19 protein-coding genes are annotated in these 25,933 nt (G+C 50.5%); 15 read left to right on the forward strand and 4 right to left on the reverse strand.

Annotated features, from left to right (window positions below; genetic code table 11):
* Positions 1–10: 10 nt before the first annotated feature.
* On the reverse strand, positions 11–694 hold the full coding sequence (locus HPS55_RS06230; RefSeq protein ID WP_172174649.1) for a succinate dehydrogenase/fumarate reductase cytochrome b subunit: 684 nt from the start codon (positions 692–694) through the stop codon (positions 11–13).
* 396 nt (positions 695–1,090) lie between these two features.
* On the opposite strand from HPS55_RS06230, the gene mnmG reads away from it, so the two are divergent.
* From mnmG to deoC, 6 genes are all read left to right on the forward strand, one after another.
* Positions 1,091–2,962, forward strand: a complete 1,872-nt coding sequence (gene mnmG, locus HPS55_RS06235; protein WP_172174646.1) for a tRNA uridine-5-carboxymethylaminomethyl(34) synthesis enzyme MnmG — start codon at positions 1,091–1,093, stop codon at positions 2,960–2,962.
* A gap of 98 nt (positions 2,963–3,060) precedes the next feature.
* Positions 3,061–3,591 (forward strand): adenine phosphoribosyltransferase, encoded by a 531-nt coding sequence (locus tag HPS55_RS06240; RefSeq protein WP_172174643.1) that lies wholly within the window; start codon positions 3,061–3,063, stop codon positions 3,589–3,591.
* Positions 3,592–3,818: 227 nt separating this feature from the next.
* Complete coding sequence (uvrC, locus tag HPS55_RS06245; RefSeq protein ID WP_172174640.1) at positions 3,819–5,663, forward strand: excinuclease ABC subunit UvrC; 1,845 nt, start codon at positions 3,819–3,821, stop codon at positions 5,661–5,663.
* Between the two features lie 309 nt (positions 5,664–5,972).
* Positions 5,973–6,425: a D-aminoacyl-tRNA deacylase gene (dtd, locus tag HPS55_RS06250; protein ID WP_172174637.1), complete on the forward strand. Its 453-nt coding sequence runs from the start codon at positions 5,973–5,975 to the stop codon at positions 6,423–6,425.
* A 130-nt stretch (positions 6,426–6,555) separates the two neighbouring features.
* The gene (locus tag HPS55_RS06255; RefSeq protein WP_256408108.1) at positions 6,556–6,906 is read left to right on the forward strand and encodes a nucleotide pyrophosphohydrolase; all 351 of its coding nucleotides are present in this window, start codon (positions 6,556–6,558) and stop codon (positions 6,904–6,906) included.
* 22 nt (positions 6,907–6,928) lie between these two features.
* On the forward strand, positions 6,929–7,867 hold the full coding sequence (deoC, locus tag HPS55_RS06260) for a deoxyribose-phosphate aldolase (RefSeq protein WP_172174631.1): 939 nt from the start codon (positions 6,929–6,931) through the stop codon (positions 7,865–7,867).
* A 106-nt stretch (positions 7,868–7,973) separates the two neighbouring features.
* On the opposite strand, the gene HPS55_RS06265 is transcribed toward deoC, so the two are convergent.
* Positions 7,974–8,951 carry a polyprenyl synthetase family protein gene (locus HPS55_RS06265; protein ID WP_172324757.1) on the reverse strand — a complete coding sequence of 326 codons (978 nt, stop codon included), beginning with the start codon at positions 8,949–8,951 and terminating at the stop codon, positions 7,974–7,976.
* Between the two features lie 87 nt (positions 8,952–9,038).
* On the opposite strand from HPS55_RS06265, the gene polA reads away from it, so the two are divergent.
* Both polA and HPS55_RS06275 read left to right on the forward strand, forming a co-directional pair.
* Positions 9,039–11,807, forward strand: coding sequence for a DNA polymerase I (gene polA / locus HPS55_RS06270; protein ID WP_172174625.1), 2,769 nt, complete (start codon positions 9,039–9,041; stop codon positions 11,805–11,807).
* 21 nt (positions 11,808–11,828) lie between these two features.
* The gene (locus HPS55_RS06275; RefSeq protein WP_216653102.1) at positions 11,829–12,899 is read left to right on the forward strand and encodes a C1 family peptidase; all 1,071 of its coding nucleotides are present in this window, start codon (positions 11,829–11,831) and stop codon (positions 12,897–12,899) included.
* A 51-nt stretch (positions 12,900–12,950) separates the two neighbouring features.
* Here the strand turns inward: HPS55_RS06275 and cysS are convergent, their stop codons facing one another.
* Positions 12,951–14,441 carry a cysteine--tRNA ligase gene (cysS, locus tag HPS55_RS06280; RefSeq protein ID WP_172174622.1) on the reverse strand — a complete coding sequence of 497 codons (1,491 nt, stop codon included), beginning with the start codon at positions 14,439–14,441 and terminating at the stop codon, positions 12,951–12,953.
* 329 nt (positions 14,442–14,770) lie between these two features.
* On the opposite strand from cysS, the gene HPS55_RS06285 reads away from it, so the two are divergent.
* From HPS55_RS06285 to HPS55_RS06315, 7 genes are all read left to right on the forward strand, one after another.
* Positions 14,771–15,007 (forward strand): acyl carrier protein, encoded by a 237-nt coding sequence (locus HPS55_RS06285; protein ID WP_094879135.1) that lies wholly within the window; start codon positions 14,771–14,773, stop codon positions 15,005–15,007.
* A gap of 162 nt (positions 15,008–15,169) precedes the next feature.
* Entirely contained in the window at positions 15,170–16,432 is a 1,263-nt protein-coding gene (fabF, locus tag HPS55_RS06290) for a beta-ketoacyl-ACP synthase II (protein ID WP_172174619.1), read from the forward strand.
* The gene (rnc, locus tag HPS55_RS06295; RefSeq protein WP_172174616.1) at positions 16,422–17,477 is read left to right on the forward strand and encodes a ribonuclease III; all 1,056 of its coding nucleotides are present in this window, start codon (positions 16,422–16,424) and stop codon (positions 17,475–17,477) included. The genes fabF and rnc overlap by 11 nt, the downstream gene beginning before the upstream one ends.
* A 584-nt stretch (positions 17,478–18,061) precedes the next feature.
* Entirely contained in the window at positions 18,062–19,579 is a 1,518-nt protein-coding gene (locus HPS55_RS06300; RefSeq protein WP_172174613.1) for a GH3 auxin-responsive promoter family protein, read from the forward strand.
* 55 nt (positions 19,580–19,634) lie between these two features.
* The gene (locus tag HPS55_RS06305; RefSeq protein WP_253945777.1) at positions 19,635–21,653 is read left to right on the forward strand and encodes an Ig-like domain-containing protein; all 2,019 of its coding nucleotides are present in this window, start codon (positions 19,635–19,637) and stop codon (positions 21,651–21,653) included.
* A 32-nt stretch (positions 21,654–21,685) separates the two neighbouring features.
* A complete protein-coding gene (locus HPS55_RS06310; protein WP_172174610.1) occupies positions 21,686–22,507 on the forward strand; it encodes a DUF3108 domain-containing protein in 822 nt (273 codons plus the stop codon).
* 225 nt (positions 22,508–22,732) lie between these two features.
* Entirely contained in the window at positions 22,733–24,715 is a 1,983-nt protein-coding gene (locus tag HPS55_RS06315) for a helix-hairpin-helix domain-containing protein (RefSeq protein WP_172174607.1), read from the forward strand.
* A 43-nt stretch (positions 24,716–24,758) separates the two neighbouring features.
* On the opposite strand, the gene glf is transcribed toward HPS55_RS06315, so the two are convergent.
* Positions 24,759–25,865: a UDP-galactopyranose mutase gene (glf, locus tag HPS55_RS06320; protein WP_172174604.1), complete on the reverse strand. Its 1,107-nt coding sequence runs from the start codon at positions 25,863–25,865 to the stop codon at positions 24,759–24,761.
* Between the last annotated feature and the right edge of the window lie 68 nt (positions 25,866–25,933).

Genomic DNA, 25,933 nt, shown 5'->3' on the forward strand with positions numbered 1-25,933 from the left:
CTATAACGGATTATCCGACGCAACATCCCAGACAGTCCTGGAAAGCGAAGAACAATACCACTACGAGGAAGCCAAGCATGAGCAGTGTCGTGTAGGCGACACCTATCACTTTCCAGCGGCAGAACCATGTCTTGCCGTTCCAGCCAAGTGTCTGCATGGCACTCCAGAAACCGTGAGTGAGGTGGAACCACAGGGCTGCAAGCCACACGATGTAAAGCACTACGAACAGCGGATTGGCAAAAGTGTCCAGAATGTAGGCGTAGCCGTCGGCAGGGTCATAGACTGTGCTGATTCCGGTAACCTCGGCAAACATCATGTTGTACCAGAAGTTCCACAGATGGAGCAGCAATCCGAGCACCACCACGATACCGAGCACGAGCATGTTCTGAGACGCCCACTCCACTTTACCGGGACGTGCCGTCACTTCATAGCGCGCACCACCTCGGGCACGGCGGTTCTGTGCCGTGAGCAGAAATGCGTAGACAATGTGAACGACAGCCAGACCGGCCAGACCGGCCGTTGCCACAAGAGCATACCAGTTGGCACCGAGAAACTCGCAAATCATGTTGTAAGCATCGCCCGAAAACAGCGCCACCACGTTCATCGACATGTGGAATGTCAAGAACAGAATAAGCGCAATACCGGTAACCGACATCACAACTTTTCGACCAATAGATGAATTAAATAACCACATAAATGATTGAAATTAAAATATTTAACTGTTAAACTTGAATTTGTCACAGCCATAGACAGAGACACATAGCCTCCGAAAAAATGAGTATCACTACTTGACAATAGGTATATTACTTATTATTTTGAACGCAAAATTACTATAAATTAATGATAAATCAAAGTTTTTAAGACAAAAAACGGATTTTAATGTTTATTTATCTGAATTTTCAAATATCCGGAAGACAAGGCATACCAAATTGATTGGGATATAGTATTGCCGTCCGGTTTCAACACAAATACAGACATACAGAACACATACACAAACGCCAATACGAATTTAGCAACCATAAATCCATGATAATACAAAAGTTTTTGTAATTTTGCAAACACAAAAAACAAGCAGTCAAAAGATATAACAATGACATTAAAATACGACGTTCTGGTAATCGGAGGCGGACACGCCGGATGCGAAGCGGCCACGGCAGCAGCCAATATGGGCGCACACACATGCCTGGTGACAATGGACATGAACAAGATTGCGCAGATGAGTTGCAATCCGGCAGTGGGAGGCATAGCCAAGGGACAGATTGTCAGAGAGATCGATGCACTCGGCGGACAGATGGGACTGGTAACCGATGCCACAGCCATACAGTTCCGTATGCTAAACCGTTCCAAAGGACCCGCCGTTTGGAGTCCGAGGGCACAGTGTGACCGGGAGAAATTCATATGGCAATGGCGCACGGTCCTTGACCACACACCCAACCTTGACATTTGGCAGGATCAGGCCGAAGAGCTGATTGTAGAACACGGACAAGCCGCCGGCATAATGACTATATGGGGCGCAGAACTGCGGGCACGCTGCATCATAGTGACTGCGGGAACATTCCTGAACGGACTGATGCACATTGGACGGCACATGGTGCCCGGCGGACGGATTGCCGAACCGGCCGTTCCCCGCTTCACCGAAAGCATAACGCGACACGGCATCACATCAGCACGGATGAAAACAGGAACACCTGTGCGCATAGACCGCAGATCGGTGCATTTTGAGGATATGGAGATACAAGAGGGCGAGACAGATTTCCACCGATTCAGTTTCATGGGCAGCGGACGCCCTCTGCAACAATTGCCATGCTGGACATGCTACACCAACCGCAATGTGCACGACACCCTGCGCGGAGGACTGGCAGACTCCCCCCTCTACAACGGACAGATAAAAAGCATCGGACCACGCTATTGCCCGTCAATAGAGACCAAACTGATGACCTTCCCCGACAAGGACATACACCCGCTATTCCTCGAACCGGAAGGCGAAAATACCAATGAGATGTATCTCAACGGCTTTTCATCGTCGCTGCCAATGGAAGTGCAGATTGAAGCACTTCGAAAGATTCCTGCACTCAGAGACGTCAAGGTATATCGTCCGGGATACGCCATCGAGTATGATTTCTTCGACCCGACACAGCTTAAGCACTCGCTCGAATCGAAAACAATCAGCGGACTTTTCTTTGCCGGACAAGTCAACGGCACCACAGGATATGAAGAGGCGGCAGGGCAAGGACTCGTTGCCGGCATCAACGCCGCTCTTCTATGCGGTGGAAACAAACCTTTTATCATGCGACGTGACGAGAGCTACATCGGTGTGTTAATCGACGACCTCGTCACGAAAGGTGTCGACGAACCTTACCGCATGTTCACTTCACGTGCGGAATACCGTATACTGCTACGTCAGGACGATGCCGACGCACGCCTGACTGAAAGAGCCTATAGCATAGGATTGGCAAAACGCGAACGCTATGATCATTGGATGAAAAAGAAAACGGGTATCAGCTATTTAGAACATTTCTGCGAAACGCAACCTGTAAAACCACGCGAGATAAACGATGCTTTGGAACGTCTCGGCACCACCCCGTTACGCGAAGGATGCAGACTCAGCGATCTGATCGGCCGTCCGCAAATAAGCATAGAGATACTTTCGGAATTGATTCCGCAATTAAAGGAAGCCGTCAACAAACCTGAAAACCGCAAAGAGGAGATAGCTGAAGCGGCCGAAATCCGCATAAAATACAAAGGGTATATAGAGCGTGAGCGGATGGTTGCCGAAAAGATGCACCGCCTGGAGAATATAAAGATAAAAGGACACTTCAAATATTCGGAGATGCAACAGCTGTCAACGGAAGCCCGCCAGAAGCTGGAGAAGATTAACCCGGAAACTTTGGCTCAAGCAAGCCGCATTCCCGGAATATCGCCAAGTGACATCAACGTGATGCTCGTACTTATAGGAAGATAGCATTGGCTAATGTCTAAAAATCCCTTCCTTTATATTGCTGGCAGATAAAGTTTCACGTGAAACAATCAAATATAACATAAATTTATAACTCACTGAGTATGAACAACAAAACATTAATGGACAACCTGAGATGCATTCCCGACTTTCCACAAAAGGGAATCAACTTCCGCGACGTCACGACACTATTCAAAAGCCCCGAATGTCTGAACATCATGGTAGACGAGCTATACGAGATGTACAAGAATAAAGGCATAACAAAAATAGTAGGCATAGAGAGCCGCGGTTTCGTTCTTTCCTCTGCCCTTGCCGTCCGGTTAGGAGCCGGAGTCGTACTTTGCCGCAAACCGGGCAAACTTCCGGCCGAAACCGTAAAAGAAAACTATACCAAGGAATACGGAAGCGACACAATCGAAATACACAAAGATGCGATATCATCGGAAGATGTAGTGTTGCTGCACGATGATCTTTTGGCCACCGGAGGAACAATGAGAGCCGCATACAACTTGGTAAAGAAGTTCAATCCGAAAGAAATCCTCGTAAACTTCATCATCGAAATCACAGACGAGGGTCTGCACGGCCGCGATGCTTTCGAGAAAGACACCGAGGTAACGACATTGATTACAGTATAACCAAAAGAAAACAGCCGCCGGTTCGAACCTTATAAGGACACATAAAAAGACACGGAATTCATGAACGATACGGGATACGACATCAGCAGCATGCCCGAAAACGCAGATTCATGAAATCCGTGTCTTCATTTTACAATCCGGCCACTTGTACAACAGAATAGAGGCAGCAGAAGTTTCACGTGAAACAAAATTCAGTAAACTATCTTTAAACAAAGGAGTTGCAAGCTATGACTAAAGAAGAAAACGAAAAGCGCCTGACCCGTCTTAAAGGTATTGTAAGCAGTCTTCCGGAAAAACCGGGCAGTTATCAATACTACGACGAGCAAGGCACAATAATATACGTAGGGAAGGCAAAGAACCTGAAAAGCCGCGTATCATCTTATTTCCATAGTGAGGTAGACAGATACAAAACCAAAGTCCTTGTGAGCAAAATACACGATATATCTTATACCGTAGTAAACTCCGAGGAAGACGCGCTTCTGCTTGAGAACAACCTGATAAAGAAATACAATCCGAAATACAACGTCTTGCTGAAAGACGGCAAGACCTATCCAAGCATCTGTATCACAAACGAGCCTTTCCCACGCATATTCAAGACGCGCAACATCAATCGCAAATGGGGCACATTCTACGGTCCGTATTCTCACATAGGGTCCATGTATGCCGTCTTAGAGCTTATAAAGAAGTTGTGCAAACCTCGCACATGCCGTCAACCGATGACACGTGAGGGTATTTCGGCCGGCAAATACAGTGTATGCCTGGAATATCATATAAAGAACTGCGGAGGCCCGTGCATAGGCCGTCAGAGCTACGAAGAATACAACAAAAGCATTGCACAAGCCCGTGAGATTCTGCGCGGGAACACCCGTGACATCCTGCGCTCAATGCGTGCCGAAATGGAGTCTTTGGCATCAGAATTACGCTTTGAGGAGGCCGAAGCCATCAAACAGAAATTCATGCTCATAGAAAATTTCTGCTCAAAGAGCGAAGTTGTGAGCCATGTCATCAACAACGTTGACGTATTTTCCATCGCCAGCGACGAGAAAACGGCATTCATCAATTATATCCACGTGAGCAACGGAAGCATCAACCAGTCTTTCACGTTTGAATATAGAAAGAAGCTCGATGAATCCGACGAGGAACTGCTCTCATTGGGCATAGTGGAGATGCGCGAGCGCTTCAAAAGCACATCGCGCGAGATTATCGTTCCCTTTGTCCCCGAACTGTCATTGGACGGCATCACCTTCACCGTGCCGCAACGCGGCGACCGCAAGACATTGCTCGACCTGTCGGTAATGAACGGCAAACAGTATCGTTTCGACCGTCTGAAACAGGCCGAAAAGCTCAATCCGGAGCAAAAATCGGTACGTCTGATGAAGGAAATACAAGACATCCTCCACCTGCCCAAGATGCCCTATCAGATTGAATGCTTCGACAATTCCAACATATCCGGAACCGATGCCGTGGCTGCCTGCGTGGTATTCAAGAAGATGAAACCGAGCAAAAAGGACTACAGGAAATACAACATCAAGACTGTCACCGGCCCCGATGATTACGCCTCGATGAAAGAGGTGGTACGCCGCCGCTACACACGCCTCATGGAAGAACAGCAACCCCTGCCCGACCTCATAATAACCGACGGCGGACGCGGACAGATGGAGGTAGTCCGCGAGGTTGTGGAAGACGAGCTCGACCTGCAAATCCCCATCGCCGGACTGGCCAAGAACGACCGTCACCGCACCAACGAACTGCTATATGGCTTCCCGCCAATGGTCGTAGGCATGAAGACAGACAGCGAACTATTCCACCTTCTGACGCATATTCAGGACGAAGTGCACCGGTTTGCCATCACTTTCCACCGCGACAAGCGCTCAAAACATGCTCTGCATAGCGAACTGGACGAAATACGGGGAATAGGCCCCAAGACGAAAGAAGCCCTTTTAAAGCGTCTGAAGAGCGTAAAACAAATACGCGAGGCAACACTCCGGACACTGACAGAAATTGCAGGAGCGGCAAAAGCAGGGCTCGTATACAGACATTTTCACGGCGATACACAGCCGGCAAAAGATTAGGCGTGAATCTTTTCAATAATACAGGAACATACGTACACCAACACTCCGGCATCCATCGTCAGCCGGTACTGCGGCTCCGTACTGACAGTCCAAAGGCCTTGTACTAACGGTTCAAAGGCCCTGTACTGACGGTTCAAAGGCCCTGTACTGACGGTTCAACAGACGAGAATCGGCCTCAAAAGCCGTTATCTACAACATATACGCAGCACTATTATGGAAAAAACACACGTTTCAAGCATATTCTATGGCCAAAAAACACTACCTTTGTAGTAAAAGAAACATATATATCCACAAAGGAGACAAAAGTAAATGAGGACAGTAATACAGAGAGTGACACATGCATCGGTAACGATAGACGGCAAATTGAAATCAACCATAGGCCGCGGCTATATGATATTGCTCGGAATATGCGAGGAAGATACCACAGAAGACGTGGAATGGCTGGTGAGGAAAATTGCCGGCCTACGCGTTTTCGACGATGAAAACGGCGTGATGAACCGTCCTATAACCGACTTCGGAGGCGAGGCTCTCGTCGTAAGCCAGTTCACACTGATGGCATCCTACAGGAAAGGCAACCGCCCGTCATGGCTGCGCGCCGCCCGCCATGAGACGGCCATACCGCTGTATGAAGAGTTCTGCCGACGTCTCGGCGAGGCCATCGGGTGCCCCGTCGGTACCGGGGAATTTGGAGCAGACATGAAAGTCGAACTGCTCAACGACGGACCAGTAACCATATGTATGGACACAAAAAACAAAGAGTAGCCCCTCTGCCACAAAAAAAATGTAAAGAGTCATTCTGCAATACCAATAAAAACAGATAACAATGAACGATAACAAGACATCAAACCAACGTCAAATCTCTCTATCCACAGTGGAGACGGAGCCGTCCACAGTGAAACCGGAGGAAAGCCACGTCACCCTGCGCGACGCCCAGCGCATCGTAGACGAGTGGATAAAAACGTATGGCGTACGCTACTTCTCGGAACTGACAAACATGGCCGTACTGACGGAAGAAGTAGGCGAAATGGCCCGAATCATGGCCCGCCTATATGGTGACCAAAGCTTCAAAGAGGGCGAGAAAGCCGACCTTGGCGACGAGATGGCCGACGTGCTTTGGGTCCTGTTATGCATTGCCAATCAGACAGGCACGGACCTTACCGAAGCCTTCCGCAAGAACATAGAGAAGAAGACCTGCCGTGACAAGGACAGACACAAGAACAATTCTAAATTAAAAGATAAGTAACAACTCAAAAAACAAGATTATTATGAACGAGAATCATGCAGAACACTGCTGCGGGCACCATCACGAACATGCCCCGAAACAGAGCAAATATGAAGTTGCTCTGAGCAAATATGACCTCAATATCTCAGACGGGGAAGTGCGCGAGGCCGTAAAGAAAATCATTGCCGAGAAAGTACACGAAAACGACACCCCCGAGGTGAAAAAGTTCCTTATGGGAAGCATCGAACTGACCACGCTGAAAACCACCGACTCCGACGAGAGCGTAATGGCATTCACCGAACGTGTCAACCAGTTTGACGACGCCTACCCCAACCTTCCTCACGTGGCCACAATCTGTGTCTATCCTTGCTTTGCAGGCATCGTAAGCCAGACACTGGAGGTTGATGGCGTGGAGGTAGCCTGTGTGTCAGGCAGTTTCCCGTCTTCACAAGCCCTCATTGAGGTAAAGGTTGCCGAGACGGCCTTGGCGCTGAAAGACGGTGCCACGGAAATAGACATAGTGATGTCCGTGGGCAAGTTCCTCAGCGGAGACTACGAAAGTGTAGCCGACGAAATCAGCGAACTGAAACAAGTATGCGGTGACAGGAAGATGAAGGTAATCCTCGAAACCGGATGTCTCAAGACAGCCGAGAACATCAAGAAGGCTTCTATCATAGCCATGTACGCCGGTGCCGATTATATCAAGACAAGCACAGGCAAGCTCGAACCTGCCGCAACACCGGAAGCCGCCTACGTAATGTGTCAGGCAATCAAGGAATACTACAACGAAACAGGCATACAGATAGGTTTCAAGCCCGCCGGAGGCATCAATTCGGTGATGGACGCACTCATATACTACACCATCGTAAAAGAGGTCTTAGGCGAAAAATGGCTCACCAACCAATGGCTGCGTCTCGGCACAAGCCGTCTGGCAAATATGCTGCTGAGCGAGATATTGGGAGAAGAGACAAAATTCTTCTGAAAAAACGAATGGACAAAAGAGGAAATGTACAGAGCAAGGATGGAACGGAGAAACAGCCATAAATAATGCAAGAATCCCATCAGCGACATCGCCGGTGGGATTCTTCTTATTTCTTTCTCTCGATGACATAGTCGAGATACGCCCTCAGCGCATCCCTTATATCATCATTTCCGACATTATTATCAAGAAAATCCATAGCCTCGATACGGAAGTCATTCATGCGTCGCTCGGCATATTCTATACCGCCGTGAGTCTTTGTATAATCCACCAATACGGCTATCTCATCGGCATCAACAGTGCGGTCCTTCACCTTGCGGGCAAGATTCTTAATCGACGGCTGATCGGAATTGTTCACCGCATATATCACAGGCAGCGTCAACTTGCCTTCTGCCATATCGTTGCCCGTAGGCTTTCCTATCTCAGGCGAGTCGTAATAGTCGAAAATGTCGTCGCGTATCTGGAATATTATCCCGAGGTTGCGGCCGAACTTCCCGGCCGCCTCTATCTCGTCGTCTGAAGCTCCTGCCGACAACGCTCCCATAGTACAACAAGCCTCGAAAAGAGCCGCTGTCTTCTGCATTATCACCTGATAATAAACCTCTTCGGATATCTCCTGATTCTGTATGTTGGACAACTGGAGAATCTCGCCGCTTGCCAACGTACGCCCAAGCTCGGAGAGATATTCCACTATCGTGATATTCCGCGTGCGGGCCACGCGCAACAATGCCGTCGACAGCAGATAGTCACCCACAAGCACAGCCACCTGATTATTATATGTGGCATTCACCGAGGCTTGTCCGCGACGCTCGCTGCTCTCGTCCACCACGTCGTCGTGCACCAGACTTGCCGTGTGCAGCAGTTCCAGACCGAGCGCCGCATTCTGCGTCACATCGGTCACACAGCCATAGTTACGCGCCATCAGCAGTATCAGCATGGAGCGCATCCGCTTGCCGGCACGATTGCGTATATGCGTCAAAGCCTGCGACAGCAGACCGTCCGCATGACTCATCGACTCGTCAAACAAGCCGATAAAATCTGTCAAATCACTTTCTATTGGTTTCTTAATCCGTGATAAATAGTCCATCGAATCAAATTTGATACAAAAATACGGATTTTTATCGGGATAATACTGATTTTTTTGTAATTTTACGCAGAAATAAAAAGAATTACAATGAATAAATTGTTTTTGATAGACGCATACGCGCTAATATACCGCTCTTACTACGCTTTCATAAAGAATCCGCGAATCAATTCAAAAGGGCTCAACACCTCGGCAGTGATGGGATTTGTCAATACTGTCAACGAAGTGATGACAAAGGAGAAACCAACCCACATCGGAGTGGCTTTCGACCCTGCCGGCCCGACATTCCGCCACGAGGCATATCCCGAATACAAGGCACAGCGGGAGGCCTGTCCCGAGGACATCAAAAAGTCCGTACCTATAATAAAAGATATACTCAAGGCCATGCGTATACCCATACTTGAGATGCCCGGATACGAGGCAGACGACGTCATAGGAACGCTTGCCACCAAGGCAGGACAGGCCGGAGTTGCCACATACATGCTCACACCCGACAAGGACTACGGACAGCTCGTCAGCAGCAATGTTTTCATGTACCGCCCGCGATACGGCGACGCTGGCTACGAAGTACTCGGCGAAAAAGAGGTGGAAGCCAAGTACGGCATCCCCACTCCACTCCAAGTAATCGACCTGCTCGGACTCATGGGCGACTCGTCCGACAACATACCCGGCTGTCCGGGGGTTGGCGAAAAGACGGCTGTCAAACTGATAAGCGAGTTCGGCAGCATCGAACAGCTCCTTGCCGGCACCGACAGACTTAAGGGTGCACTGAAAAAAAAGATAGAAGACAACCGCCGTCAGATAAAGTTCTCGAAATTCCTCGCCACCATCAAAACCGACGTTCCCGTCGAGCTCAACCTCGACGCACTGCTCGTCAGCGAACCCGATGAGGAAAAACTGAAGAAAATATTCGATGAACTGGAGTTCAAGAGTTTTGCTGACAGAATTCTTAAAAAAACCGAAAATAAGTCAAAAACACAAAATCAACAACTTGATTTATTTGCGGAAATTCCGAACAACGGGTCAGAAACTTCTGAATTTTCGAATTTTGAGAGCCTTAAAACCACTTCTCACGAATACAAACTCGTTGATAATGAGGATGATTTGCTTAATTTGTTTGACTTTTTACGGACAAATAAAATTCTCAGTTTAGACACGGAAACAACTTCAACCGTTGCCATCGACGCAGAACTTGTGGGTTTGAGCTTCTCCGTTGAAGAAAAAAAGGCTTTTTACGTACCCATTCCTGCCGAACGTGAAGAAGCTAAAAGAATTGTTAATATATTTAAACCAATATACGAAGACCCCGAAATCCTCAAAGTGGGACAGAACATCAAGTACGATCTCGAGGTACTTGCCAACTACGGAGTTCATCTTGCCGGCCCCATGTTCGACACCATGATAGCCCACTACCTTATTCAGCCAGAACTCCGGCACAACATGGACTACATGGCCGAAATATATCTGCACTACCGCACCATACACATCGACGAGCTCATCGGTCCGAAGGGCAAGGGACAGAAATCCATGCGCGACCTGGCGCCAGCCGATGTATATGAGTATGCCGCCGAGGACGCAGACATCACCCTGCGTCTCAAGAACGTCCTCGAGCCCGAGTTGAAGAAGTACGGAGCCGACCGTCTGTTCTACGAAATCGAGATGCCTCTCATGCCCGTTCTGGCCGAAATGGAGATGCAAGGCGTGCGCATCGACACTGCATCACTGGGCGAAACGTCAAAAGTTCTGACGGCCCGCATGGAAGAGATAGAGCAACGAATATACGAACTGGCAGGCGAACAGTTCAACATAGCATCGCCAAAACAGGTGGGTGACGTGCTCTTCGGCAAAATGAAGATTGTGGACAAGCCTAAAAAGACCAAGACCGGCCAGTTTGTCACAAGCGAAGATGTGCTCCAGACATTGAAAGGAAAGCACGAGATAGTGGCCGACATACTGGAACACAGAGGGTTGAAAAAACTCCTCGGCACATATGTCGATGCCCTGCCAAAGCTCATCAACCCGCGCACCGGACACATACACACATCATTCAACCAGACTGTCACCGCCACAGGACGACTATCGTCGAGCGACCCCAACCTGCAGAATATCCCCGTACGCGGAGAGGACGGCAAGGAGATACGACGTGCCTTTGTGCCAGAACCGGGCTGTCTGTTCTTTTCAGCAGACTATAGCCAGATTGAACTGCGTGTGATGGCCCATCTCTCGGACGATGCAAACATGAAAGAAGCCTTCCGCGAGGGGCACGACATACATGCCGCCACAGCAGCCAAAATATATAAGGAGACTATGGACAACGTCACACGCGACCAACGAACCAAGGCAAAACGCGCCAACTTCGGCATCATCTACGGCATCACTGTCTTCGGCCTGGCCGAGCGTCTCGACATCAGCCGTGACGAAGCACGCCAACTGATAGACGGATATTTCGAGACTTTCCCGGCCGTTCACGAATACATGGAGCAGGCCAAGGAGACAGCGCGAACACGAGGCTACGTCGAAACTCTTTTCGGACGGCGCCGGTATCTTGCCGACATAAACTCGCGCAACGCCACCGTACGCGGATTCGCCGAGCGCAACGCCATCAATGCTCCGATACAGGGCACGGCGGCCGACATCATCAAAGTGGCCATGATACGCATAGCACGCCGGTTCCGCGAGGAGAACATCAGAAGCAAGATGATTCTCCAGGTACATGATGAACTTAACTTCTCCGTCATTCCCGAAGAACGCGAACTTGTAGAACGCATCGTGCTCGAGGAGATGCAGAATGCCTGTCCCATGAGCGTACCGCTGACAGCGGACTGCGGATGGGGCGAAAACTGGCTTGAGGCACACTGACACAAACGTCCGAAGACGACAATGAACAAGACAAGAACTGTCATATACACCATATTTACCGTCGCAGCCGTAGCCGTCACATTGTATCTGAACAATGGCACGACTCTGGAAAACAGCAGAGAGAACGATACCGCGGAGATATTCACCACCGAGGTAATCAACGGATATACACCCGTGAAAAACCAAGGCAAGAGCACGCTATGCTGGGCCTATGCCATGCTGGCCGCCATTGAAACAGAACATATCATGCGAGGTGACTCGGTGCATCTGTCGGTGAAATATGCCGCACGGTGCCTGTTGGAGGAGCGCAGCCGGCAAAGCTATCTCACCCGCGACACCGTACCTGTGGCGATGCGGGGCATGGGCGGCACACTGCTCTGCGTCATGGAACGACACGGAATGGTGGCATACGACGCCTATCGCGACGACCCGGAAGCCGACATCATGGTATTGGCAAACAAAGTAAAGCGCACGGTTCATCGGGCAATAAGAACACGTAGCCGGCTCGGCCGCACCTCCGGGCAAGTGACTGCTTTGCTCGACGAGACTCTCGGCACGGCACCGAGGCGGGTCTTCATGTACGGAGCGGAATACACTCCGGGTGAGTTTGCCCGCAGTGTATGCTCACCCGGAGAGTATGTCGGCCTGACGAGTTTCACACATCATCCGTTCTATACCCGCTTCGCTCTCGAGGTGCCCGACAACACGGAACACAACGAATTCTACAATGTGCCGATAGACACGCTCATGGCCACAATAGAAAGAGCCGTGCGTACAGGTCACGGCGTATGCTGGGAAAGCGACACGAGCGAACCGGGATTCTCTTTCCACCGCGGCACAGCCACGCTGCCTGTATCCTCCGACACGTCGCAGGAGGCACGCCAACTGGCTTTCGAACGCTTTTCCACCACCGACGACCATTGCATGTCCATCGTCGGACTGGCCCGCGACGCCCATGGCCGACGCTTTTACATAATGAAAAACTCGTGGGGCACGAACAATCCCTACGGTGGCCTGATGTATGTGTCGGAAGACTACATGAGGATGAAGACAGTGGCGGTGTATATGGTCAGAATGAACGGTATATCTTAAATACTGTCACGGAAGTCCGTTCATAACTCCGTGACAGTAAATGCAAATTCTTTATTTATTCAATCTCCAGGCCACACCGTCCTTGGTGTCCTTGACCTCGAAACCGGCATCTTTGAGCGCATCGCGTATCTGGTCGCATGTAGCCCAATCCTTGGCGGCACGGGCCTTGGCACGCAGGTCAAGCACCATATCGACAACCTTTCCATAGGCTTCTTCGCGTACACCGGAAGAACCGGCTTTCTCCTCACGCAATCCGAGCAGGTCGATGGCAAAGAGACGCATTGTGGCGCCAAGCTCTTCCAAGCAATCGGCGCAGATGGTTGCCTCGTGGTTGAGCAGTTTGTTGACAACACCGCACGCCTCGAAGAGATGGCTGATGACCTGCGGCGTGGCGAAGTCGTCGTCCATGGCCTCGTAGCACTTCCGGCGCAGTTCCTTGACAATCTTCTCAGTCTGCGGGTCGCACTTGGCCGACACCGGAACACGGTCAAGGTCGCTGATGCCGTTCATGAGCCGCTCCAATCCTTTTTCACTGGCCTTGAGTGCCTCGTTGGAGAAGTCTACAGTGCCGCGGTAATGGGCCGAGAGAATAAAGAAGCGTATGGTCATCGGGCTGTATGCCTGCTCAAGCGACGGATGACCGCCGGTGAAGAACTGTTCCAACGTGATGAAGTTGCCAAGACTCTTGCCCATCTTCTGACCGTTGATGGTTATCATGTTGTTGTGCATCCAGTAACGCACCATCTGGTCGCCCTGACTGGCCACAGCCTGCGCTATCTCACATTCATGGTGAGGGAAAACGAGATCGAGACCTCCGCCATGTATGTCGAAATGTTCGCCGAGATACTTGCGGCCCATCGCCGTACACTCGCAGTGCCATCCCGGAAAACCGTCGCTCCACCGGCTTGGCCAGCGCATGATATGCTCCGGCAGCGCTTTCTTCCACAAAGCGAAATCAACCTGGTTGCGCTTCTCTCCCACTCCGTCAAGTTCGCGGCTGGCGTTGATTACATCGTCAAGGTTACGCCCCGAAAGTATACCGTACTTATGATCACGATTATATTTCTCAACGTCGAAATATACCGAACCGTTGCTTTCGTAGGCATAGCCGTTGTCAATTATCTGCTGCACAAGTTGCTGCTGCTCGATAATGTGGCCTGTGGCATGGGGCTCTATGCTCGGCGGCAGCACCCCCAAAGCGTTCATGGCCTCATGATAACGGTTGGTATAGTGCTGTGCTATCTCCATGGGTTCAAGCTGCTCGAGACGCGCTTTCTTCGCTATCTTGTCGTCACCCTCGTCGGCATCGTGCTCCAAATGACCTACATCGGTAATATTGCGCACATAGCGGACCTTGTAACCCAAATGGCGCAGATAACGGAAAACGATGTCGAAAGTTATCGCCGGACGGGCATGCCCCAGATGCGGGTCGCCATAGACCGTCGGTCCGCACACATACATGCCCACATTGGGAGCATGCAACGGCTCGAAAGCCTCCTTACGGCGACTGAGCGTATTGTATATCAGAAGTGTATGTTCCATAATCTATCTTAATTAAGTCGAAAAACTATTTGCAAAGGTAGTGTAAAATTCTGATTAAGCGAAAGAAAAGCCAAGATAACGCGCTTTTTTTGTCATAGAACAATCCTTTCCACCATCTCTTCACAAAACAACATATCGTCACACCACCACTCCGATTAAAACTTTTTTCATTACAAAAAACAGCCGGTTTATTGCACAAATATATACATAGTGTGCAAAGAAGAGTGCTTTTTTAGTGAAATAATTTGCATAGCTGAATAAAAATTAGTTACTTTGCACCCGAATTTTTTGGATTTGAAATCATTATTAACATTTTAAACATTACAATTATGTCAGAAATTGAATCAAAAGTAAAGGCAATCATCGTTGATAAACTTGGTGTAGACGAGGCTGATGTTAAGCCGGAAGCAAGCTTCACAAACGATCTGGGTGCTGACTCTTTGGACACAGTAGAGCTCATCATGGAATTTGAGAAGGAGTTCGGCATTTCTATCCCCGATGACAAGGCTGAGAAGATCGGCACTGTTGGCGATGCCATCGCTTACATCGAGGAGAACGCTAAATAAATTCAAATTAACAATTGGGAAATTGGACAAACCGACAATTTGCAATTGAGAAAATGGAGAATTATGATTTCCCCGTCTTGCAATGGTGGCAATCATAATTCTCCATTCTTGATTTTCAGACATCCCGGTTAGGCTTTTTCCCGGTTTTCAACTTTTATCATAATGGAATTAAAAAGAGTTGTTGTAACGGGCCTTGGAGCAGTTACTCCGGTCGGCAACACTCCGGAAGAAACCTGGAACAGTCTGGTAAACGGAGTGAGCGGCGCGGCGCCCTTTACACTATTTGACGCCTCAAAATTCAAGACACAGTTTGGCTGCGAGGTCAAGAACCTCAACGTAACGGACTACATTGACCGCAAGGAAGTGCGCAAGATGGACCGCTACACACAGTTTGCCTTCATCTCCGCATTGCAGGCTGTCAAAGACAGCGGTCTCGATCTGGAGACAGTTGACAAAAACCGTGTGGGAGTAATCTTCGGTGTAGGTATCGGCGGTATCAAGACCTTCGAGGACGAAGTGAAATACTATGGCCAGCACGAGGACATGGGACCGAAGTTCAACCCCTTCTTCATCCCTAAGATGATAGCCGACATCGCCGCCGGACAGATTTCAATCCACTTCGGATTCCACGGCCCCAACTACGCCACCACATCTGCATGTGCATCATCAAGCAACGCTTTGGCCGACGCTTTCAACCAGATACGTCTGGGCAAGGCCGACATGATAGTCAGCGGTGGTGCCGAGGCCGCTCTCTGCGCTGTAGGCGTAGGCGGCTTCAACGCCATGCACGCACTTTCCACACGCAACGACGACCCTGAACACGCATCACGCCCGTTCAGCAAGAGCCGCGACGGCTTCATCATGGGTGAAGGCGCAGGCTGTCTCATACTCGAGGAGCTGGAGCATGCCAAGGCCCGCGGAGCCAAGATATACGCAGAGATGGTAGGCGAAGGCGCCAGTGCCGACGCTCACCACATCACAGCATCACATCCCGAAGGACTCGGAGCACGCCTCGTGATGGAAAACGCTCTGAAAGACGCCGGTCTGAAACCCGAGGATATCGACTACATCAACGTTCACGGCACATCGACCCCCGTGGGTGACATCTCTGAGGCCAAGGCCATCAAAGCCGTCTTCGGCGATGCCGCATACAAGCTGAACATTAGTTCGACAAAGTCAATGACCGGCCACCTGCTCGGTGCAGCCGGAGCCGTGGAAGCCATGGCTACGGTGCTTGCCGTGCAGAACGACATCGTGCCACCGACAATCAACCACGACGACGACGACCGCGACGAGGAGATAGACTACAATCTGAACTTCACGTTCAACAAGGCCCAAAAGCGCGAGGTACGCGCCGCCATGAGCAACACATTCGGATTCGGCGGACACAATGCCTGCGTCATCTTCAAGAAATATGCTGAATAATATCATCATAGATAGAATAAAGCTCCGTTTCCGCAAGGAGAAGGAGCTTTTTTCTTCCCTCTACGACATCATCGGCTTCTATCCCCGCAACATCGAGTACTACAAACTGGCCCTGATGCACAAGAGCGTATCCAGGCGCAACGCCAAGGGAAAACCGCTCAACAACGAGCGTCTGGAATTTTTGGGCGACGCCATACTCGATGCCGTAGTGGGCGACATCGTCTACCGCCACTTCGAAGGCAAGCGTGAGGGATTTCTCACCAACACCCGCAGCAAGCTCGTACAGCGCGACACACTCAACAAACTGGCCGACGAGATGGGCCTCTGCCGCCTTATAATATCGTCAGGACATACCAACTCCCACAACAGCTATATGGGAGGCAATGCGTTTGAAGCACTCGTGGGCGCCATCTATCTCGACCGCGGATACGAAGCTTGCATGCAGTTCATGCAGAAACGCATACTCACGCAGCTCATCAACATCGACAAGGTGGCCTACAAAGAAGTCAACTTCAAGAGCAAGCTCATAGAGTGGACACAGAAGAACCGTGTACGAATGGAATTCAAGTTGCTCGAACAGAACAAGGATGAGAACAGCAGTCCCACATTCTGCTATCAGGTAATACTGGAAGACATAAAGGCTGGCATAGGAAAAGGATTCTCAAAGAAAGAGAGCCAGCAGTTGGCGTCGAAGGAGACATTGCAGCGCCTCCGCCGCGAACCGCAGTTCATAGATGCCGTATTTGCCTCCAAGACAGGACGCACAAGAATGGAAGAAGAACCGGAACCCGATGCCCCGGCAACCGGCGAAAACACCACCGACGGCGTCACAAACACATTGCCTGACAGCAACAACATCACCGACTGTAACATCAAATCCGGAGACACGACCGGCCGCCGGCACGAAAGACAATCCGAAAAGACCGGAAAACAGGCCTCAACCGATGTTGACGAATTCGACTTGTCCGACATAACAGCCACACCCAAAGAACTGTCGAGAGAAGAAATAATAGCTGCCGCCGAAGCAGCAGCATATACAGACTGACATTTTTCGTATAGCAGGCGGACAATACAAGATTATATCCCGACATACAGTCATGTCGGATAAATATCTTTACTTTAACGTATGTTAAGCGACATCTGTATCGCGATTTTCGGGCAAGGCTCCGAAAATCGCGATTTTTACTTCAAATGGGAAGCGCTGATTATCAACACATTGCAATCGCACAGGTTTGTCAAGAAAGCAGAGAGGGCCGTTTCACCTTGCAATAAGGCCGTTATTGCATTGCGACGGCGGCCTTATTGCAATGCGAAACGGCCCTCGCGGGAGTGTCGGGAGGCCCTTACGGTGAGAAAACAATGCAAAAAACATGTGTAAAGGAAGCCGAGAAGGCCTCCCGGCTTTTCTATTTCAGAAAAAATAAAATGCGTTTTTTTCAGAATTATACTGACATAAAGACATATCCCTTTTGAAGGCAAAGACATGCTTCCTTATCTCCGAAAGAAACACGTCTTTGCCTTCAAAAGGGATATGTCATTTATGTCCAAAGAAACATGTCTTTGTGTCTAACCTTAAAAATAGTAAAAAGTATTTGTGTTACAAAAGTTTGCCGTATCTTTGCATCTATTATGAACATAACAGGAATAGTTCGCAATGTGTTTCTGCCGCGCCAAAAAGAGCTTGAACGGCACATCAACGGAGCAGAAACGCTGCAACAAAATGTGTTGCAGCACCTTGTGACACGCGCCGGAAACACCGAATACGGGCGTAATCATCTGTTCGGAACGATACACAACTATGATGATTTCGCAAGAAATATCCCCATAAACACCTACGAGGAACTCAAAGGCGACATCGACCGCATGCGCCACGGTGAAAGAGACATTCTATGGCCGGGACGCGTGAAGTGGTATGCCAAGTCGTCGGGCACCACCAACGACAAGAGCAAATTCATCCCCGTCAGCGCCGACGGCCTGCGCGACACGCACTATAAGGGCGGCAAGGATGCCGTGGCCATCTATCTGGACAACAATCCCAAGAGCCGCATGTTCGACGGCAAGGGCCTGATACTCGGCGGAAGCCATTCGCCCAACTGCAATCTGGCCGACAGCCTGGTGGGCGACCTCAGCGCAATACTGATAGAAAACATCACCCCGCTTGTCAACTTAGTGCGCGTTCCGCAGAAGCAGACCGCCCTGCTGAGCGACTTCGAAGTGAAGCGCGACCGCATAGCCCGCGAGACGATGGGCCGCAACGTCACCAATCTGAGCGGCGTGCCGTCGTGGATGCTCTCCGTGCTCACACGGGTGATGGAGCTCACGGGCAAGACCCATCTGGAAGAGGTGTGGCCCAATCTGGAAGTGTTCTTCCATGGCGGAGTGGCCTTCACGCCCTACCGCAAGCAATACGAGCAACTGATTACCTCGCCCCGGATGCACTACATGGAGACGTACAACGCAAGCGAAGGGTTCTTCGGTCTGCAAAACGACCCGCAAGACAAGTCGATGCTGCTGATGTCCGACTACGGCGTGTTCTACGAATTCATACCGATGGACGAGTTCGGCACGGACAACCCCACGGCTGTACCGCTGTGGGGGGTTGAAACGGGACGCAACTATGCCATGGTCATCTCCACCTCGTGCGGACTGTGGCGCTATGTTCTGGGCGACACCGTCAGCTTCACTTCGGTCAATCCCTACAAGTTCGTCATCACAGGCCGCACCAAGAGTTTCATCAACGCCTTCGGCGAGGAGCTCATCGTAGACAACGCCGAGCAGGGTCTGGCCCACGCATGCAGCGAGACCGGTGCCGAAGTGCTCGAATATACCGCCGCACCGGTGTTCATGGACGGCAACGCCAAGTGCCGCCATCAGTGGCTCATAGAGTTCGCGCGGCGCCCCGACGACATCGGCCGGTTTGCCTCGCTGCTCGACAAGCGCCTGCAAGAACTCAACAGCGACTACGAGGCCAAACGCTACAAGAACATCACCCTGCAACATCTTGAGATAGTCGAGGCACGTCCCAACCTGTTCAACGACTGGCTCAAGATGAAGGGAAAGCTCGGCGGACAGCACAAGATACCGCGGCTGAACAACAACCGCGACATAATGGAGCAGATGCTCAGACTCATGGAAATGGGAATCTGAAGGCTACGGCAGGACTTCAAGACAAGAGTACAACAGAAGAAAAAGACAACAGGAAATGACGGACAAGGCCAACATCACGCATACAACCGAAACAAGAACCGGACACGGAGCGCAACGGAAATACAGCCCACGCGCCGCCTTGTCCATGCTCAAAATTGTCGTGGCCTGCATTTCGGCAATGTTGCTGACAGCCTCCTGCGCACGAATGGGGCAGCCCGACGGCGGATGGTATGACGAAACGCCTCCAAAGATAGTGCATGCCTCACCTGCCGACAAGGCCACCGGAGTGAAGACACGCAAGATAACCATCACATTCGACGAGTTCGTCAAACTTGAGGATGCGGCCAACAAGGTGGTCGTGTCGCCTCCGCAGCTCGAAACGCCAGAGATAAAGAGCGCGGGAAAGAGGATTGTCGTAGAACTGAAAGACTCGCTCAAAGACGACATCACATACACCATCGACTTCTCCGACGCCATCACCGACAACAACGAGAACAATCCGATGGGCAACTACACATACAGTTTCTCGACAGGTACTGAGATTGACACGTTTGAAGTGGCAGGCAACGTACTCGACGCAAGCAACCTCGAGCCTGTAAAAGGAATACTCGTAGGACTGTACGACGACCTGTCCGACACGGCATTCACCGCAAAACCGATGATACGCGTATCGCGCACGGACAGCCGGGGACGCTTCATCATAAAGGGCGTCGCACCGGGAACATACCGCGTATATGCCCTTCAGGATGCCGACGGAAACTATATCTACAGCCAAAAGAGCGAAATGGTGGCCTTCAGCCACGACACCTTCGTGCCGAGCTGCGGCCCGGACATACGGCAGGACACCATCTGGCGCGACGAACTGCGTATCGACTCCATCGCCCGTGTGCCCTACACGCATTTCCGTCCGGACAACATCGTGCTGCTGGCATTCACCGTGCCGCAGACCGACCGCTACCTGCTCAAGACCGAGCGGCAGGACCCGCGACGCATAGACTTCTACTTCACTTACGGCAGCGACAGCCTGCCCGCTGTCAAAGGCATCAACTTCGACGCATCGGACGCATTTGTCATCGAACCGTCGGAGAAGCGCGACACCATCTTCTACTGGCTGCGCGACACGGCTTTGGTCAACCGAGACACGCTGCTGATGGAGGTGGACTACATGATGACAGACACCACCGGACTGCTCACAAGCCGCACCGACACCATATCCGCACTGCCCAAGAAAGGTTACGAAAAGCGGATGAAAGAACTGGAGAAAGAAATCGAAAAGTGGCAGAAGGACCAAGAGAAAGCCCGCAAGAAGGGCGAGCCTTACGATTCGGTGATGCCTGTGAAGAATATGGAACCCAAAATCAGCATCCCGTCCTCGATGAGTCCCGAAAGCAGCGTATTCATCGAGATGCCCACACCGCTGGCACGCTTCGACACATCGGCCATACATCTGTATTCAAAGCACGACACCCTGTGGTACAGAGCACGCTTCGAGCTGCATCCCGTCAAGGGACAGCTGCGCCGGTACGAACTGCTGGCCGAATGGCGCCCCGCGGTGGAATACAGTCTGGAGATAGACTCGGCGGCGTTTGAAGACATTTACGGCATTGTGTCAAAACCCGTAAAGAAAGGCCTGAGAGTGCGTTCGAACGACGATTTCGGCTCGTTGATGGTCAGCATTGACGGCAGGACCGACACGCTCGATATGGTAGTACAGCTGCTCAACAGTTCGGGCAATGTGGTAAAACAGACAAAGGCAAAGAACAACACAGCCGAATTTTTCTATGTTCAGCCCGGGAAATACTACCTGAGCGCCTTTACCGACAACAATGGCAATGGCATATGGGACACCGGTGACTACGAGGCCGACAGGCAGCCGGAAGCGGTGTTCTACAATCCCAAGGAGATAGAGTGCAAGGCCAAGTGGGACATCACCGTTTCGTGGAATATAAACGCCGTACCTCTGACAGAGCAGAAACCTATGGCCATAACCAAGCAGAAACCCGACAAAGAGAAGAAACAGAGAAACAGGAATGCCGACCGCGCACGCGAAATGGGCATACCACTGAAGAAATAAAGAATCGGCAAACACATGGAAAGGAGGACACTATGAAACATTTCAGCACCAGAATCTTACTGGCTATAGTGATGACGGCAGCCATAGCCGCCACGGGCCGAGCACAATGCGGCATAGAAAACAAGGCATTCAAGTCGGGAGAATTCCTTTACTACGACCTGTTCTTCAACTGGAAGTTCATTTGGGTGAAGGTGGGAACAGCCTCCATGAGCACTGTCAAGTCAACATACGACGGCCGACAGGCATATCGCACAAGCCTCATCACACGCGGCAACAACAAACTTGACAAGATGTTCATGATGCGCGACACGCTGCTGTCATACTGCACCGACGACATCGTACCGCTATACTTCCGCAAGGGTGCACGCGAGGGAAAACGCTACTATGTGGACGAATTGTGGTACAGTTATCCCGCAGGCAAGTGCCATCTGAAAAAGCACCGCATAGAAAACGACGGACGGCACGTGTGGAAAGACTCGGAGTACAAGGACTGCATATACGACATGATGAGCATATTCCTGCGTGCCCGCAACTTTGATACCGGCAAGTTAAAGAAAGGCCAGACCATACCCATGCCCATCAGCGATGCTAGGCGTCTGTCCAACTCGTGGCTGAAATATATCGGGAAGGAAACATTCAAAATGGAAGGCAGCAACGACAAATACCGCTGTCTGGTGTTCTCGTTCATTGAACGCGAAGACGAAAAGAACCACGAACTGATACGTTTCTATGTCACCGACGACGTCAACCACATACCCGTACGGCTTGACATGTTCCTGAGTTTCGGCTCGGCAAAGGCTTTTCTGAAAGGCTACAAGGGTGTGCGCAGCCCTATGACGTCAAAATTGAACTGAATCCGATTGGGAATATGGAATTGAAAATTGAGGATTGAGAATTGATAATTATGATTACCATTGTTGACAATAGCCGAGACATGACAACTGAATCATAATTATCAATCCTCAACAAAAACACTACTAACCGTGAAACTACCCGTCATTATGCCTCCCACCGTTCCAATTCCTCCCACATCTCCCACCATTCCCACATCTTCCATCCCTCCCTTTATTCTCATAATAATGTTCCTCCTCCTTCCGATACAGATGCCGGCACAGTCCGGCAAGCCCACGGCCGCACCGTGGGAGGAACTTTTGTACGGATTGGTGAGCGATGAAGAAGACACAGACGAAGACCTGTTGGATGAATGGTACGATGTGATGAGCGGGCTGGCCGACCATCCGCTCGACATCAACACCGCAACACGCGAAGAGCTTGAGCTCATACCGTTTCTCAATGACAGGCAGATAGAAGATATATGCGAATACATATATCGATACGACTCAATGAAGACCACAGGCGAACTTGCCCTTATAGAGTCGCTCGACCGCCCCCGGCGACAACTCCTGGAATACATTGTCTATGCCGGAGACAACCGCAAGGAGACGTTGCCGTCGGTTGGCAATATGATGAAATACGGCCGGCACACGCTTACCGCCACAGCAAAGATACCGATGTACAAGCGCAAAGGCGACATCAACGGCTATCTTGGCTATCCTTATAAGCACTGGCTGCGCTACGATTTCGGTTACAGAGACCGTGTGCGTCTGGGCATAGTAGCCTCGCAGGATGCCGGAGAACCGATGTTCGCAGACAAGAACCCTGCCGGCTATGACTATTATTCCTTATACATGCAATTGCGGAAAACGGGCCGCATAGAGTCGCTCACGCTCGGACGCTACCGCGTGGCATTCGGCATGGGACTCGTTGCCGGCACATCGTTCAACCTTGGCAAGACTGCCGTGCTCAACGGTCTCGGACGTCCGGTCAATGCCATACGTGTGCATTCGTCGCGTTCTGAAGCCGGCTATATGCAAGGAGCGGCCATCACCCTGCGTATGACGAAAAGGCTGACAGCAAGCGTCTTCGCATCATACCGCCCTCTCGATGCCACACTCAACAGAGACGGCACTGCCGCTACAATCGTATACAACGGATACCACCGCACCATAGGTGAAATGGAAAAGAAGAACAACACCCGCGCCACTACGGCCGGAGCCAACGTCCGCTATGCCGCAAACGGATTTCATGCCGGGGCCACACTGGTATACACTCATCTTAACCGTCGGCTCAGCCCCGACACCGAGGTACTTTACCGCCGGCACTATGCCAAGGGCAGCGACTTCGTTAACTGGAGCACAGACTATGGTTACATCCATCATCTTTTCACACTGCAAGGCGAGACTGCTGTCGACCGACATGGAGCTTTGGCCACCATCAACACTGCCTCTGTATACCCGAATGACAGACTTCGTATGACTCTGCTGCACAGGTTTTACTCACATAAATACACATCGTTGCATGCAAACAGCTTCTGCGACGGCAATAAAGTACAAAACGAGCACGGGATATATGCCGGCATAGGATGGCACCCGTCTCCACAAATTGAGCTTTCGGCATACACAGATCTGGCCTACTTCGCATGGCCTAAGTATCTGGTGTCGGGAAAGTCGTACTCATCGGACAATATGCTTACGGCCACACTGTCACAAGGCGGATGGACGTTGACCGGACGATACCGTCTGCGACTGAGACAGCGTGACAACGAGGACAAAAGTGCACTGAAAAACCGTACGGAACACCGTTTGCGACTCAGTATCGCCCGCTCACTTGAATACGGATGGGGCTGCAAGACACAACTCGACCTTGCGCAGACCTACTTCAAACGACGCGACCGTGGACTGATGGTAACCCAATATGCCAATCGCACATTCGGACACGGGCAGATAAGCATGAATGTCTCGTATTTCAATACCACCGGATACGACAGCCGCCTATATGCCTATGACCCCGGAATGCTATACACGTTCTCCTCCCAGGCATACCAAGGCCACGGTATACACTATGCACTGATGGCGCGCATAGCTCCATGGCACAGTATCAGACTCTCGGCCAAAGTCGCCGTTACCGACTACTTCGACCGTCCCACTATCGGCAGCAGCTATCAGACCGTCTATCGTTCATCTACAACCGATGTGGAAATACAGGCCAGAATAAAATTATAGGGGGGGGGGAAAAGTAAAATCGTACACTCCTGCACTTGCCACACTATATACACGTCTTCAATATCTTGGAAACAATCTGTGCCATGTCGTAATATTTGTATTCGGCAAGCCGGCCGCCGAATACGACGTTTGTCTCGCTTTCAGCCAGTTCCTTGTATCTGGCATATACCGCATTGTTAAGGTCGTTGTTTATGGGATAGAACGGTTCCATACCATCTTTCCATTCCGTGGAATACTCACGGGAGATTACAGTGTGCGGACATCGGTACACATCATCACCGAACATCTCGAAGTGCTTGTGTTCTATCACCCGTGTATAAGGCACCTCGCGATCTGTATAATTCACCACGGCATTTCCCTGATAGTTTGGTATATCCACAATCTCTTCATCGAAACTCACCGTACGATACTCAAGCCGTCCGAAACGGAAACCGTAAAATTCGTCTATGCGCCCGGTAAACACGATTTTTTCAGCCAAAGAGTCCCAATGGGTCTTGTCGGCAAAATAGTCGGCTCCAGTAATGGTCTCCACACCCCACAGCAGTCTTTCCGTCAATCGGTTGTAGCCTCCTATAGGTACACCCTGATAACAGTCGTTGAAATAGTTGTTGTCAAATGTAAGCCTCACAGGAAGACGCCTGATGATAAACGGAGGCAACTCTGTACACGGACGTCCCCACTGTTTCTCGGTATATCCCTTTATCAGCGTTTCGTAGATATCACGTCCGATTAGCATCAACGCCTGTTCCTCCAGATTGCGCGGCTCTGTGATGCCTGCCTCACGCTTCTGCTTCTCTATCATCGCCAGAGCCTCGGCAGGCGTGGTCACACCCCACATCTGACTGAAAGTGTTCATGTTGAACGGCAGATTATAGAGTTTGCCCCTATAGTTGGCCACCGGCGAATTGGTATAAGAGTTGAATTCGACAATCGAATTGACAAAATCCCATACTTCCCTGTCGGATGTATGGAAGATATGGGCACCGTACTTATGCACGTTGATACCCTCTATGCTTTCACAATATAAATTACCTCCCAAGTGCTGTCTTTTGTCAATGACCAGACAGCGCTTACCCATCTGATGGGCCTTATGAGCAAAGACGGCACCAAACAGTCCGGAACCTACAATAAGATAGTCATATTGTTTCATGTTCTGCTGCAAAGTTACGTATATTTTTTTTATTCTTACAAAGAAACATATTATAAATAACAATATAA

Source organism: Xylanibacter rodentium (assembly GCF_013166575.1).
Classification (GTDB): Bacteria; Bacteroidota; Bacteroidia; order Bacteroidales; family Bacteroidaceae; genus Prevotella; species Prevotella rodentium.